Source organism: Winogradskya humida, from assembly GCF_016862215.1.
In the GTDB taxonomy this organism is placed as follows: domain Bacteria; phylum Actinomycetota; class Actinomycetes; order Mycobacteriales; family Micromonosporaceae; genus Actinoplanes; species Actinoplanes humidus.
The window spans coordinates 121,933-134,578 of record NZ_BOMN01000012.1; the positions used below are offsets into that span (position 1 = coordinate 121,933).

Consider the following 12,646-nt stretch of genomic DNA (forward strand, 5'->3'; position numbering starts at 1 on the left):
GTCAGCTCCTCCCGGTGCCGTCGTGGTCGCCCGCCAGCGCGGGCAGCGTGAACGCGGTGATCGAATCCGGCGGCTCGCTGTCGTCGAGCCGCAGATCCACGCCCTGGCCCGCGGCCCGGGCCGCCACGTCGACGAGCAGCGGTGCCGCGCCGGCGAGCAGGGCCCGGACCTCGAGCAACAGGTCGCCCAGGGCCGCCGGGTCGTCCTTCAGGTCACCCGACGCGGCCCGTAGCCGGTCGAGCTGGTCGGCGACCATCGCGGCCGCCCGGCCCATGGAGAACGTCGCCAGCTCGTAACAGCCCGCGAACCGTTTCGTGAGCACCTTGGCGCGCAGCCGGCCGTTCTCGGTGGTCGGCAACTCGGTGTCGACGACCTTGCCGGTGAGCAGGGCCAGCTGTGCCGCCAGCTCGTTCCACGGCCGGACGAGCCGCGCGCCCGTGGTGGTGCGCAAGGCCGGCCGCGTGAACGTGGACCGCTGGAACTCCGGTGCGGTCAGGGCCAGATAGAACCGCGCGACGTCACGCGGCACGCCCTCCAGCAGGTCCCGGGTCCACACCAGATGGTTGCGGCTGGTGGAGAACTTCTGCCCGTCGAGCTCGTAGAACTCGTTGCAGACGTTCGTGGCGGGCAGCGCGTACCTGTCGTCGTGGGCCATGAGCAGCGCCAGGTCCACGACGCCCCAGTAGTAGACGTTGTCGTAGCCGTGGAAGTAGACGATCTCCGGGTCCCGCTCGCGCCGCCAGAGGTCGTCGGTCCCGGCCGGGGCCGGCCCGCGCTGGGCGGCGACCCAGGCGCTGGCGTACATCACCGCGGGCATGGCCTCGATCCACGGGTAGATGCGCTGGCCCGGGGTCTCGGCGAACGGCGCGGGCAGGCCCCAGTCGCCCGGCACGGTCACCGGGACGTCCGGCAACGGGCCGGCGAGCAGTTCCTGGATCAGCTGCCGGGCGTGCGGGCGCCACAGGTCACGGCGCTCGTCGTAGTACGCACGGAGCCGCTCCCGGTATTCCTCCAGAGGCAGGACGAGCACCTCGTACTCGCGGTATTCGAACTCCGCGCCCGGGTCGAGGGCCGGCGCCGCGTCGAGGAGCTGGTCGAAGTGGTTCGGGTGCCCGCAGCCCTCGCAGACCCCGCCGGAGCTGCCCGCGAGACAGGCCGGGCAGGTGCCGCCGAGGAAACCGTCGAACAGCACCTGGCCCGTGGCGCGGGCCACCGGCATGCGTACCTTGCGCAGTCGCAGGCGGCCGTTGCGGTGCAGCCGTTCGACGAAGGTCCGCACCGTCTCGCGGTAGCTCGCGCCGATCGGGGGCATCCCGTCGATGCCGATGCCGAGGGCGCGCAGGGACGCGGCGATCGCGTCGGTCGAGGTGGCCCGCAGCGCTTCCGGGGACAGGCCCTGGCGCTGCGCGGTGGTCGAGACGTACGTCTGGCTGTCGTCGGTGATCGTGGTGTAGACGACGTCGCGGCCGGTCGCGGCCAGGTAGCGGGCGTAGACGTCACCCGACAGGTACGGGCCCGCCATGTGCCCGAGGTGCAGGTCGCCGTTGGACGTGGGAGTGGCCGCGACGATGATCGCGGGGCGCTGCGTCATTCCTTGACCGCCGCGTGCCGGTCGGCGAAGTTCTTGGCCAGCTCGGCGTCCCACCAGACCGAGTACATCTGGAAATCGGTGTCGCTCTCGTTCACGACCTGGTGACGGAACTCAGGCTCGAAGTGGACGATGTCACCGGCGACGAACGGCGTACGCCCCTCGTCCGTGATGATCGTGGCGGCACCGGTCATCGCGACCCAGATCTCGTACTCGTGGTGGCCGTGCGCACCGGAGACGGCGCCCGGCGAGACGACGCACCAGGAGCCCTCGAAGGGGGCGTTGAGCACTTCCCACGGCATGAGCCGCTGGGCCCGCAGTCCGTTGTCCGGCTTGAGGGTTTCCCGGTCGAGTTTACGGATTTCCATGTCTCTGCCTCCGATGTCTCAGCGGGCCGCGAGTGCGGCGGCGCGGTGTTCGAGCAGGTCGGTCACGATTTCTCCGGAGCGTGCGGCGAGGACGCTCAGCAGGGAGTCCGCGATCCCGTGGGTGGCCTCGTTGACGCCCTGCAGGTAGCAGCCGGCGGTAACCTCGGGCGGGACGTTCATCCGGTAGTTGCGGTCGACCGTGACGTCGCCGATGCCGAGCGCGGCGGCGAGGTCGTTGACCACCCGGGGCATCCCGCGGACGAACCCGGTGCCGAGCAGCACGATGTCGCTGCGCAGCTCGCTGCGTTCGCCGTTCTTCCGCTCGACCAGGCTCAGCACGACCTCGTCGCCGTCCATCCGGGCGTCCTCGACCTCGGTCATCGTCACCAGGCGCAGCCGCTGCGAGCCGGTGAGCCGGCTCAGGTACATCTCGCGGTAGAGCCCGTCGAGGGTGGCCGGTGCGAGGCCCGCGTAGTTGGTCCGGTGCATCTCACGCAGCAGCTGCTCGCGCGCCTCGGGACGCGCGGCGTGGAACTCGTCGATGAACGACGGATAGAACAGCTCGTTCGTGAACTTGCTGCTCTCGTACGAGTTCAGCCCGATCGAGCGCATGACCATCGTGCACTTCGCCCGCGTGAACCGTTCGTGCGCGGCGACGAGCATCTCCGCCGCGCTCTGGGCGCCCCCGATGACCGCCACGCGACGGACGGACTGCGGGTCGAGGGACTCGACGCGGGTCGCGAACTCGGTGCTGTGCAGAACCCGTTCCCGGGGCAGCGCCGCGAACTCCGCCGGGATGTGCGCGTCGCGCCCGGCGCCGAGCACGAGGTTGCGGCACAGGATGGTGCGGCCGTCGGCGAAGTGCGCGAGCCAGTGGGTGACGACGCCCGACTCGTCCGGGACCGGTTCGACGGACGTGCAGCGCAGGCCGTACTCGATGCGTACGTGCTCCAGGGACCGCGAGACCCAGGCCAGGTACGCGGAGATCTCCAGCCGGTACGGCGTGAAGCTGCCGAGGTTGATGAACTCGTCCAGCCGCCCGGTCGCGTGCAGGAAGTTGACGAACGAGAACCGGCTGCGCGGGTTGCGCAGCGTCACCAGGTCCTTGAGGAACGACACCTGGCTCTGTGACCAGGGCAGCAGCATCCCGCGCTGCCAGACGACGTCGTCGTGCTGCTCCGCGATCAGGGTCTCGCCGGCGAACTCCTTGGGCGCCAGTTCCTCCAGGGCGATGGCCATCGCGAGGTTCGCGGGCCCGGCCCCGATGGCCAGTGTCTCGACTTCTTGATGCACGTCAGTCTCCCGTGGGGTGGTTGCGGTGCTCGTGGACGAGGGCGGTCAGGTCGTCGACCGTGCGTGCGGCGTTGAAAGCGGTGAGGTCGAGGCTCATGTCGAAGTGGGCCTCCAGGTGCGCCAGCGCTTCGAGCGAGGTGATGCTGTCCCAGTCGTGGGCGGCCAGGATCGGCTGCTCACGCAGGGCAGCGGCCGGCTCGTCGAGCACGCCGGCGAGGATCTCGGCGACAGTCGTGGCGGTCGCCACTGCGGATGTGGTCATGCGTCGCTCCGTTCGCGAAGGGTGATCCAGCCGGGCAGGTCGCCCGGCTCGGTGGTCAGATCGAGCACGAACGAGCCGGGCCGCGCATCGGCGGCGAACCCGGCCGCGCTCCAGAAACCGGCCGCGACCCCGTTCTTCTTCGAGGCCACGTAGCTGGCTTCGAGGCGGGTGGCGCCCGCGGCACGGGCCTGCCGGGCGAGCCAGCCGGCGATGGCCAGGTCGATGCCGCGGCCCAGCACCCGGCAGCTGAGCACCAGGTTGAGCACCCGCCACCGGCCGCCGTCGCGGTGCACCCAGACGGCGCCGACGACACCTTCGTCGCCGAAGCGGTCGCTGACCTCGAACGTCGCCACGAGGTGGTCGGGTGACGTACTCATGGCCGTGGTGGTGGCCCCGTCGAAGCGCTCGCCGGTCAGGTTGAACTGATTGGTACGCGCCGCGAGCTGCGCCGCCCTGGCTACCGTGTAGCCGGTAACGGCCGCCGGGGCCAGCCGCAGTCCGAGCGCCGTCAGGTAGTCCGATGAGGACCCGAACCCGGTGGAGAAGTCGCTGCGCAACGCCCGGGCGCGATAGAGCTGAGGCCGTTCCCGGTCGGTCCTCGTGAGATCAAGGACGTCGAACCATCCGGTACGCAGCACCGTGCGTACCAGGTGGGCGGGGTCGCCGCTCGGATCGAGCACAACGGTGCCGGGCAGCTCCGCGGCGACGTGGCCGCGTTCGAACGGCGAGTCGTCCAGGAAGACCATCGACTCCGTGGACAGCCCGAGCGACTCGGCCGCGGCCCGCAGGTTCCCGGCCTTGGCCTTCCAGTTCACCGCGCGTACGGCGAACGCGTCCGCGCCGAGCACCATCTCCGGGTGCCCGACGAGCACCTCGTCGACCAGCGCCGCGTCGTTCTTGCTGGCGAGCACGAGGATGACCCCCTGCTCGCGCAGCCGCCGGATGCTGAGCTGCAACTGCCGGTACGCGTTGCCCGGGTAGAGGCCGCCGAGCTCGATGCCGTCCGCCCCGGTCTCGCCGAGCACCCCGCCCCAGAGCGTGTTGTCGAGGTCGAGCGCCAGCACCTTGCGGGACAGGCCGGCGCGGGCCTGGGCAGCGCGGCGTACCTCTCCTGCCAGCAGCAGCAGGGCGCCGTCGGTGTACGGCAGGTCCGCGTACCGGTGCAGCCGGTCGTCGCGGGCCGCGAACGGCGCGTCGGCGAGCAGTCCGGCCAGATCAGCGGTCACGACCTGCGGATGTTCACGGGCCAGGTCGAGCAGCCCCGCGTTGAGCCCGGCCCACAGCTGGGCGACCGCGGCCCGGTCCCGGAGGCTGATCAGGCCGTCGCGCACCTGGGCGGGCAGCGGCACGGTGTGCAGCACGACGGTTGCGGCCGTTCCCGCGAGTCCCGCCGCGATGAGCTCCCGCAAGGTGTGCAGGCGCCCCTCGACATACGCGGCCAGGGCCGGGACCGCGGCGGGCGACCAGTCGGCGGGCAGGAAGAACGACTCGTCCATCAGCAGCGACACCAGGTCGGGCTCGCCCCCGGTGGTGAACCGGCCCGAGGCCAGCGTCATCTCGAACGAGCCGTAGGCACCTTCGTCGATCGACGGCCACATCCCGGCACCGACGAGCGCCGAGGTCAGCAGGTCCCGGTACGGCCCGACCGTGCACGTCGCCAGCACCGCCACGGTCACCGGACGCAGCTCGGGGTCCGCGGGCAGTTTCCGCAGTTGCCTACCGGCCTTGCGGGACAGGACCGGATCGGTGGACTCCAGCAGGGTCTGCCGGCTCGGTACGCTCCCGGCGCGCATCAGACGCGCACCAGCGTGCAGTACCAGCGCATGCCGATCGACGTCCCGGTCAGCGCGACCACGTCATCGTCGTGCAGCTCGCCGCGGCTCAGCTGCTCGCCGAGCGATGTCAGCTGGTCGGCCGCGCCCATGTGACTGTGCGCTGGCGAGATCGCCGCGTTCGTACGCCCGGCGGGCAACCCCAGTGGCCGCACCAGCTCCTCGATCGCCGCCGGGCTGTCGTTGAGGTAGATGACATGCGCGACGTCATGGCGGTCCAGCCCGGCCCGCTTGCACGCGCCGTCGATGACGTCGAGCAGCCGGGAGTTGAGCAGCTCGCCGAATTCGCGCAGCCGGGCCGGGTTCTTCGCGAAGTGGGACTGCACCCGTACGTGCCCGGGGTCGGCTGTCCTGCTGGACCATCCCGCCGGGGCGACCGGGGCGACACTGCCGCCGTAGTCCGTACGGAACCAGTCGCTCAGTTCCGGATCGGTGAACTGCTCGGTCGCCAGCCATCGCAGCGCCGGGTGACCACGGCGCAGCACCACGGCGACCGCGCCGTCGCTGTGCACCGCGTTGTTCACGGTCATCCGGTTGCGGTGGAACTCGCTGACCCGGTTGACCGCGACGAACAGCACCCGGTCGAGCTCCGGCTGCACGGCCATCAGCCCCGCGACCAGTCCGAGACCGGTGACGCCCGCGGCGCACCCCTCGTTGAGCAGCAGGGTCTGCACCTTGGCGATGCCGAGCTCGCGGGCCAGGGCGGCGCTCGCGTCCCAGTTCGGGTATTCGGGGACCTCGGAAGCCGCCAGCACGACCAGGTCGAGATCCCCGGCAGCCACGCCGGTCCGCTCCAGTGCGGCGTGGGCGGCCCGGGCGGCGAGCCCGACGGCGGTGACGCCGTCCGGTGCACGGTGAAACGTGTCGAACCCCCACCGGGTGACCCGCTCGGGATCGGACACATAGTCCGCGGCGCTGCTGCGAACGTCGGTGTCTTCGCCGAACGCGTAACCGAATCCGGTGATGCCGAATGCCGCCGGTCGTTCTGCCATCGATGCTCCTCGGCTTCAAACCATTCTGTTTTCGGTGCCGAGAGCGTTTCTAACGGGGTTTTCCGTTCGTGGACAACGAATCTGCGGCCATGTCAGCGTCGCTCGCAGCAGTCGTCATCGAATTCGCCGTACGCCCGGTAATCGATTCCCGGGCGCCCGGAAATCATCATTTGGCTGACCCGCGCGGCATCGACTCCGCCGCTTCGCATCCCTAGACTCGGACCTCATGCATTCGTCGCAGATCACCTTGGACGCGCTGCGGAAAGCGGTCGCGGAGTTCGCCGGTCCGGGCGTCCCGGACGCCGGATGGGCAGCCCTGATGACCCGCACCGCACCCGCGATCGATCCGTCGGTGGCGACGCACCGGGACGCCTTGCACGTGTGGCTCAACGCCTGGGGCTGCCGCATCCGCTACCCCCGCCCCGGCGAGGAGAACCTGTTCGACAGCGGCGTCGAGCAGTGGTGGAAGCAGTGGCAGCACGCGCTGCCCGCACCCGGGGTGTCCATCACCGGCCTGCTCGACGCGGACTTCCCGGCGCTCGGCGAGTGCTACCAGGAGTTGGCGCTGGTCAGTGTGTCGGCCGGGCCGCGGCGACGCGGTATCGGTGCCACCGCCGCTACCAAGATGCTGTACGCACTACGCCCGCAGGCACTGATGCCGTGGGACGAAGCCATCGCCAAGCGCCTGCACGGGCGGCGCGACGCGGCGTCGTACGCGGCACACCAGCGCCTCGGCCGCGACTGGTCCCTCGCTCTGCTGGCCGAGGCCGGCATGGACGAGGCCGAGCTCGGTGAGCACCTGGGCCGGCCCGGCCGTTCGCTGGCCAAGATGCTCGACGACTACTGCTACCTGACCTTCACCCGAGGCATCTGACCTTTCCCCTCCGCCCACGGACCGCCGCACCGGTGGCCCGGCGATGACGCACGCCCAGGGAGCCCCCGTGATCCTCGGCATCGACCACATCGGACTCGCCACCGACGACCCCGGCGGAGTCGCGCCGTTCCTGGCGCTCCTCGGGATGAACCCCTCGGACTCGGGCCACGCCGCCGCGTACGGGGTCACCTGCGATTTCTGGCAGTCCCCCGGCGCCTGTGTGGAGGTCGTCTCCCCCGCCGCCGAGGATTCCGCCGTCGGTAAGTACCTGACCTCCCGCGGGCCCGGCCTCTACCACCTGGCCTTCGAGGTCGACGACCTGCCCGCCGACCTGGCCGTGCTGCGCGCCGGTGGGTTCGTGGCGCTCGACGACCAGCCCGTGGCCGGTGCCCGCGACGCCATGACCGTCGCCTTTCTCTACCTGCGCAAACCCGCCGGCCTCCTGGTCGAGCTGGTCCAGTACGCCACCGCCCACCACCCGGAAGCAGGCGCCGCCCATGTCCCGCACTGAAACCGAACTGCTCGCCGCCGTCACCCGGGAACTCCCCGGTGTCCGCGCCGATCTGGAACGCCTGGTCACCATCCCCGGCATCGCGTTTCCCGGCTTCGACCCCGTCCACCTGCAACGCTCGGCCGAGGCGGTGGCCGAGCTGCTCGCCGGCTGCGGGCTCAAGGCGCGCGTCGTCTCCGCGGGCGGGTCACCGGCGGTCATCGCCCACCGCGCCGGGCCGGCCGGCGCCCCGACCGTGCTGCTCTACGCCCACCACGACGTGCAGCCGCCGGGAGAACGCGACGACTGGTCGAGCGACCCGTTCGTGGCCGAGGAACGAGAAGGCCGCCTGTACGCCCGCGGCGCCGCCGACGACAAGGCCGGGCTGATGGCGCACGTGGCAGCCCTGCGCGCGTTCGGCGACGACCTGCCCGTCGGCGTCTGCGTCTTCGTCGAGGGCGAGGAGGAGAGCGGCTCGCAGTCGCTGCCGGCGCTGCTCGAACGCCATCGCGACGAGCTCGCCGCGGACGTGGTGGTGATCGCGGACTCGAGCAACTTCGACATCGGCGTACCCGCGTTGACCACGTCGCTGCGCGGCATCGTCAACTTCCTCGTCGAGGTGCGCACCCTGCGCCAGGCCACGCACTCGGGCACGTTCGGCGGGGCGGTGCCGGACGCGCTCATCGCCCTGTCCCGGCTGCTCGCGACCCTGCACGACGATGCGGGCGACGTCGCGGTCACGGGGCTCGTGGCGAGGCGGGCCGCTTCCCCGGATCTGCCCCCCGCACGCATCCGCGCCGAGGCCGGGCTGGTCGACGGCGGCGAGCTGATCGGCACCGGGCCGCTGGTGGACCGGCTGTGGACCCGGCCCGCGATCAGTGTGCTCGGCATCGACGCCCCCGCCACGACCGGCGCCGCCAACGCGCTGGTGGCTTCGGCCCGGGCCAAGGTGAGCGTACGGGTAGCGCCCGGTGACGATCCGGAACGCGCCTACCGTGCCGTGGCCGCCCACCTGGTCGCGCACGCCCCGTGGGGTGCCGAGGTGTCCACCGAGTACGAGGCGAGCGGCGCGCCCTGCGACATCGACGCGACCGGGCCTGCGTACGACGCCGCGCGTGCCGCGTTCCGGCAGGCCTGGGACGGCGTCGACCCGGTGGACGTCGGGGTCGGCGGCTCCATCCCCACCGTCGCTGTCTTCCAGGAGCTCTTCCCCGACGCGGCCCTGCTGGTCACCGGCGTCGAAGATCCCCTGACCGGGGCGCACGGACCGGACGAGAGCCTGCACCTCGGGGAGTTCGCCCGGGTCTGCGCCGCCGAGGCCCTGCTGTTGCGCAACCTGGGGCTTACTGAGTAATCATTTTCGGTCAGATGTGGCGACGGGGGTCTCCCCGCCGCCACTTTGGCGTGCCCCGGCGCCCCGGACTTCCTCGCCGCCTGCCGGGCGCGCCCCGGCGACACGCGCCCGGAAGCGGAAGACGTGCCGGTACGACTGCGGCGAGACGCTGATGACCCGGCCGAAATGCTGGCGCAGGCTCGCGCTCGTGCCGAACCCGGCCCGCCGCGCGATCTGCTCGACCGAGTCGTCGGTCATCTCCAGCAACTCCTGCGCCAGCCGCACACGCTGCTCGAGGATCCACTGCAACGGCGTCACACCGACCTCTTCGCGGAACCGCCGGGCGAACGTCCGCGGGCTCAGATGCGCCCGGTCGGCCAGGTCCGCGACGAGCAGCGGGTGATCCAGCCGCTCCCGCGCCCACGCCAGCACCACACCCAGGTCACCGCGCTCGTCGCCGCGTACGAGCGGCTGCACGAACTGCGCCTGACCACCCTCGCGGTGCGGCGGCACCACCATCCGGCGCGCGATCTCGTTGGCCACCGCAGCGCCGTGGTCGCGGCGCACCAGATGCAGGCACAGGTCGATGGCGGCCGCCGTACCCGCCGAGGTCAGCACGCTCCCCTCGTCCACATAGAGCACCCGCGAGTCGACCTCGACCGCTGGATAGCGATGGGCCAGGTCATGCGCGTTGAGCCAATGGGTGGTGGCCCGCCGGCCGTCCAGGATCCCGGCCGCGGCCAGCACATACACCCCCGTGCAGATCGACACGATGCGCTTGCCCGCGGCATGGGCCGCGCGGACCGCCGCCACCAGAGCGGCGGGTGGATCGATCTGGTTGGCCCGGGTGAGGGCGGGGACGAGCACGGTGTCGGCCGCCCCGAGGGCATCGAGACCGTGCTGCGGGGCAACGACCATCCCACCCGCCGTACGCACCGGTTCCGGGCCCTCGGCGCACAGTTGCAGCTCGTACCACGGGGAGACGATGTCGCTGCGGTCGTTGCCGAAGACCTCCACCGGCACGGACAGCTCGAAGATCGGCAGTCCATCGGTCAGCGCAACCGCTATCACGTGAGGTGCCATGGCAGGAATCTATCGCATTCAGACGTTTCTGCCGCTGTTCAAAATCCGTCACTCGGGCGATCGTGAGTCCATGACGGACACTACTGCCACCCCGGCCCACCAGGGCGGCCGGCTGAGCGCTCTGCAGGGGACCGCACTGTACGTCGGTGCCGTGCTCGGCACCGGCGTGATCGCCCTGCCCGCACTCGCCGCCGAGGCAGCCGGACCTGCCTCGCTGATCGCCTGGCTGCTGCTCGTGATCATCTCCGCTCCGCTGGCCGCGACGTTCGCCGCGCTCGGCGCCCGGCACCCCGACGCGGGCGGCGTCTCGACGTACGCCCGGCTGGCCTTCGGTCATAAAGCGGCCGCGGTCGTCGGCTGGTGCTTCTACCTCGCCGTGCCACCCGGGGCCGCAGCCGCTGCCCTCTTCGGCGGCGCCTACGTCTCCGCGGCCCTCGGCGGCGGCTTCACCACGACAGCCGTGGCAGCTTTCCTGCTGATGTGCGTGGTCACCGCCACCAACACCGCCGGTGTCCAGCTCGCCGGCAAGGTCCAGCTCGCGGCGGCAGCCATGCTGGTCACGTTTCTCGTCGTCGCGGTCCTGGTGGCCCTGCCCCACGCCGACACCGCCAACCTGCACCCGTTCGCGCCACACGGCTGGGACGCGGTCCCCGGCGCGGCGGCCCTGCTCGTCTGGAGCTTCGTCGGCTGGGAGACCATCACCCACCTGACCGGCGAGTTCAAGCGGCCCGCCCGCGACGTGCCGCGGGCCACCACCGCCGCGATCCTCATCATCGGCGTCCTCTACCTCGCCGTCGCGTTCGCGATCATCGTCGTCCTCGGCCCCCGCGCCGCCGAGGCCGACGCACCCCTCGGCGAGCTGATGGCGACCGGACTCGGCGGCAACGCCCGGATCCTGGCCGCAGCCGCCGCCCTGCTGCTCACGTTCGGCGCGATGAACGCCTACTATGCCGGGGCCGCCAAGCTCGGCGCCGCGCTGGGCCGTGACGGCGCACTGCCGTCCTGGCTCGCCCGCGGCAGCCAGGCCGGTCAGGTGCCGCGCCGCAGCCTCGCGGTCAACGCCGCGATGTCCTTCGTCTCCCTGGCGGTCGTGGTCGCCACCGGCTTCGGCGCCAAGCCCCTGGTGCTGATGACCACCGGCTCGTTCGTGACCGTATACGCCTTCGGCATCGCCGCCGCCCTGCGCCTGCTCCCCAAGCGGAGCGCCGGCCGGGCCGCGGCCATCGCGGCCATGGCCGCGGTGCTGGTCCTGCTCGCCATGACCGGCATCTACCTGATCTGGCCCCTGATCATCACCGGCTGCGCCCTGCTCTACCTACGCCTCAACCGTTCCACCGCCCCGCCTCCCACCGACGACGCACCAGGCGAGGCTGCCATCGCCGCGGAGGGTTCCAAAGCCTGATTCCCTGAAATCTCCGGCGCCGCAGCCTTCCCCCGTTGGTTGCGGCGCCGGCCCGTCCGCCCTCTCAGGCCGCGGTCATCATTCCGGCCTCGTAGGCGAAGGAGACCAGTTGAGCCCGGTCCCGGAGCTGCAACTTGCCCCGCAACCGATAGAGATGGGTACGCACGGTGGCCGCACTGATGAACAGCTTCACGGCAATGTCCTCGACGGAGAGTCCCTGCGCGGTGAGGATGAGGACCTCCCGCTCCCTGACCGTCAGGCTCCGAGCCATCGGAAGGGCGTCCTTGACCGGCGCGTTGGTCCGGCGGAACCACGTGAGCATGCGGCGCGCGGCATCCGGGCCCAACATCGCCTGCCCCGCCGCCACGGCCCGGATCGTCATGACGAGCTCGCTGCGCCCCGACTGATCGGAGAGCAGCCCGTTGGCGCCGGCCCGGATGACATCCGCCATCACCTCGTCGAGCTCACCGACCGCATAGACGACAACCGGCGGGCTGGCCTCCTCCCTACTGCCCCGCAACCGCCTGATGAATTCGCTTCCCTGCATTCCGCGTAACCGCAGACCGGTCACCACGACGTTCGGTTTCTGCGACTCGGCCAGCGAAAGCCCCTGACTGGCCACCGACGTGGTTCCCACTATTTCGATGTCCTGCTCAGCCGAGAGCAGAGAGCGCAGACCGTCGCTCACCAGAGCCCTTTCGTCGCAAATGAGCACTCGTAATGCCACGTACTGCCTCCTAGGCGATGCCGAAAGGGGCAAGTTTGATCGTCACGACCGGCGGCAGCCCCCCAGCTCGCCCGTCCCCGCGTAATGCTGCTACCCCCGCGCCACAGACACGTAGTGGAAATAATTGATCACTCTTAGTACGCACCGACCCCACCCGGGTCCAGGCCCGTCCATAGTGGACCAATGGGGCACGCAGTCGTCCGCATGATGAGACGAAGGACCCCCGAACTTCCAGCAGGCGAGAAACCGCCCCCCATGGACACAGCCGGTGATGACGCAGGGCATTTACCAATATCAACATGATGCGCAGAGATCGCCCCCCGGTGACGTCTAGAATCGCGTAGCCGACTCAACAGCTCACCACTGTATTAGAACTTATGTTCGAATGCGTCAACGTCTGAC

General features: G+C 70.8%; 12 protein-coding genes. 4 read left to right on the top strand and 8 right to left on the bottom strand.

Annotation, left to right across the window (positions count from 1 at the left end):
• Nucleotide 1: 1 nt before the first annotated feature.
• From Ahu01nite_RS04470 to Ahu01nite_RS04495, 6 genes are read right to left on the bottom strand one after another with little or no spacing between them, the layout of a single operon-like run.
• Nucleotides 2-1,591: a class I tRNA ligase family protein gene (locus Ahu01nite_RS04470; RefSeq protein ID WP_203835087.1), complete on the bottom strand. Its 1,590-nt coding sequence runs from the start codon at nucleotides 1,589-1,591 to the stop codon at nucleotides 2-4.
• The gene (locus Ahu01nite_RS04475; protein ID WP_203835088.1) at nucleotides 1,588-1,956 is read right to left on the bottom strand and encodes a cupin domain-containing protein; all 369 of its coding nucleotides are present in this window, start codon (nucleotides 1,954-1,956) and stop codon (nucleotides 1,588-1,590) included. The genes Ahu01nite_RS04470 and Ahu01nite_RS04475 overlap by 4 nt, the downstream gene beginning before the upstream one ends.
• An 18-nt stretch (nucleotides 1,957-1,974) precedes the next feature.
• Nucleotides 1,975-3,249 carry a lysine N(6)-hydroxylase/L-ornithine N(5)-oxygenase family protein gene (locus Ahu01nite_RS04480; RefSeq protein WP_239158608.1) on the bottom strand — a complete coding sequence of 425 codons (1,275 nt, stop codon included), beginning with the start codon at nucleotides 3,247-3,249 and terminating at the stop codon, nucleotides 1,975-1,977.
• 1 nt (nucleotide 3,250) lies between these two features.
• Nucleotides 3,251-3,511 (bottom strand): acyl carrier protein, encoded by a 261-nt coding sequence (locus Ahu01nite_RS04485; RefSeq protein WP_203835089.1) that lies wholly within the window; start codon nucleotides 3,509-3,511, stop codon nucleotides 3,251-3,253.
• The gene (locus Ahu01nite_RS04490; RefSeq protein WP_203835090.1) at nucleotides 3,508-5,304 is read right to left on the bottom strand and encodes an HAD-IIIC family phosphatase; all 1,797 of its coding nucleotides are present in this window, start codon (nucleotides 5,302-5,304) and stop codon (nucleotides 3,508-3,510) included. The genes Ahu01nite_RS04485 and Ahu01nite_RS04490 overlap by 4 nt, the downstream gene beginning before the upstream one ends.
• Nucleotides 5,304-6,335 carry a 3-oxoacyl-[acyl-carrier-protein] synthase III C-terminal domain-containing protein gene (locus Ahu01nite_RS04495; RefSeq protein WP_203835091.1) on the bottom strand — a complete coding sequence of 344 codons (1,032 nt, stop codon included), beginning with the start codon at nucleotides 6,333-6,335 and terminating at the stop codon, nucleotides 5,304-5,306. The genes Ahu01nite_RS04490 and Ahu01nite_RS04495 overlap by 1 nt, the downstream gene beginning before the upstream one ends.
• A gap of 226 nt (nucleotides 6,336-6,561) precedes the next feature.
• On the opposite strand from Ahu01nite_RS04495, the gene Ahu01nite_RS04500 reads away from it, so the two are divergent.
• The 3 genes from Ahu01nite_RS04500 (at nucleotide 6,562) to Ahu01nite_RS04510 (ending at nucleotide 9,053) form a co-directional block, all read left to right on the top strand.
• Nucleotides 6,562-7,209, top strand: a complete 648-nt coding sequence (locus Ahu01nite_RS04500; RefSeq protein WP_203835092.1) for a hypothetical protein — start codon at nucleotides 6,562-6,564, stop codon at nucleotides 7,207-7,209.
• A gap of 67 nt (nucleotides 7,210-7,276) precedes the next feature.
• Nucleotides 7,277-7,720: a VOC family protein gene (locus tag Ahu01nite_RS04505; protein ID WP_203835093.1), complete on the top strand. Its 444-nt coding sequence runs from the start codon at nucleotides 7,277-7,279 to the stop codon at nucleotides 7,718-7,720.
• Nucleotides 7,707-9,053, top strand: a complete 1,347-nt coding sequence (locus tag Ahu01nite_RS04510; protein ID WP_203835094.1) for a dipeptidase — start codon at nucleotides 7,707-7,709, stop codon at nucleotides 9,051-9,053. The genes Ahu01nite_RS04505 and Ahu01nite_RS04510 overlap by 14 nt, the downstream gene beginning before the upstream one ends.
• On the opposite strand, the gene Ahu01nite_RS04515 is transcribed toward Ahu01nite_RS04510, so the two are convergent.
• A complete protein-coding gene (locus tag Ahu01nite_RS04515) occupies nucleotides 9,054-10,115 on the bottom strand; it encodes a GlxA family transcriptional regulator (RefSeq protein WP_203835095.1) in 1,062 nt (353 codons plus the stop codon).
• 70 nt (nucleotides 10,116-10,185) lie between these two features.
• On the opposite strand from Ahu01nite_RS04515, the gene Ahu01nite_RS04520 reads away from it, so the two are divergent.
• Nucleotides 10,186-11,517, top strand: coding sequence for an APC family permease (locus tag Ahu01nite_RS04520; RefSeq protein WP_203835096.1), 1,332 nt, complete (start codon nucleotides 10,186-10,188; stop codon nucleotides 11,515-11,517).
• Between the two features lie 64 nt (nucleotides 11,518-11,581).
• Here the strand turns inward: Ahu01nite_RS04520 and Ahu01nite_RS04525 are convergent, their stop codons facing one another.
• Nucleotides 11,582-12,244 carry a LuxR C-terminal-related transcriptional regulator gene (locus Ahu01nite_RS04525; protein ID WP_307794511.1) on the bottom strand — a complete coding sequence of 221 codons (663 nt, stop codon included), beginning with the start codon at nucleotides 12,242-12,244 and terminating at the stop codon, nucleotides 11,582-11,584.
• Nucleotides 12,245-12,646: the final 402 nt, after the last annotated feature.

What these genes read in the sequence shown, in the direction of transcription:
- Ahu01nite_RS04470 (WP_203835087.1), bottom strand. Translation starts at nt 1,591, where the DNA reads ATGACGCAGCGCCCCGCGATCATCGTCGCGGCCACTCCCACGTCCAAC.
- Ahu01nite_RS04475 (WP_203835088.1), bottom strand. Translation starts at nt 1,956, where the DNA reads ATGGAAATCCGTAAACTCGACCGGGAAACCCTCAAGCCGGACAACGGA.
- Ahu01nite_RS04485 (WP_203835089.1), bottom strand. Translation starts at nt 3,511, where the DNA reads ATGACCACATCCGCAGTGGCGACCGCCACGACTGTCGCCGAGATCCTC.
- Ahu01nite_RS04490 (WP_203835090.1), bottom strand. Translation starts at nt 5,304, where the DNA reads ATGCGCGCCGGGAGCGTACCGAGCCGGCAGACCCTGCTGGAGTCCACC.
- Ahu01nite_RS04495 (WP_203835091.1), bottom strand. Translation starts at nt 6,335, where the DNA reads ATGGCAGAACGACCGGCGGCATTCGGCATCACCGGATTCGGTTACGCG.
- Ahu01nite_RS04500 (WP_203835092.1), top strand. Translation starts at nt 6,562, where the DNA reads ATGCATTCGTCGCAGATCACCTTGGACGCGCTGCGGAAAGCGGTCGCG.
- Ahu01nite_RS04510 (WP_203835094.1), top strand. Translation starts at nt 7,707, where the DNA reads ATGTCCCGCACTGAAACCGAACTGCTCGCCGCCGTCACCCGGGAACTC.
- Ahu01nite_RS04515 (WP_203835095.1), bottom strand. Translation starts at nt 10,115, where the DNA reads ATGGCACCTCACGTGATAGCGGTTGCGCTGACCGATGGACTGCCGATC.
- Ahu01nite_RS04520 (WP_203835096.1), top strand. Translation starts at nt 10,186, where the DNA reads ATGACGGACACTACTGCCACCCCGGCCCACCAGGGCGGCCGGCTGAGC.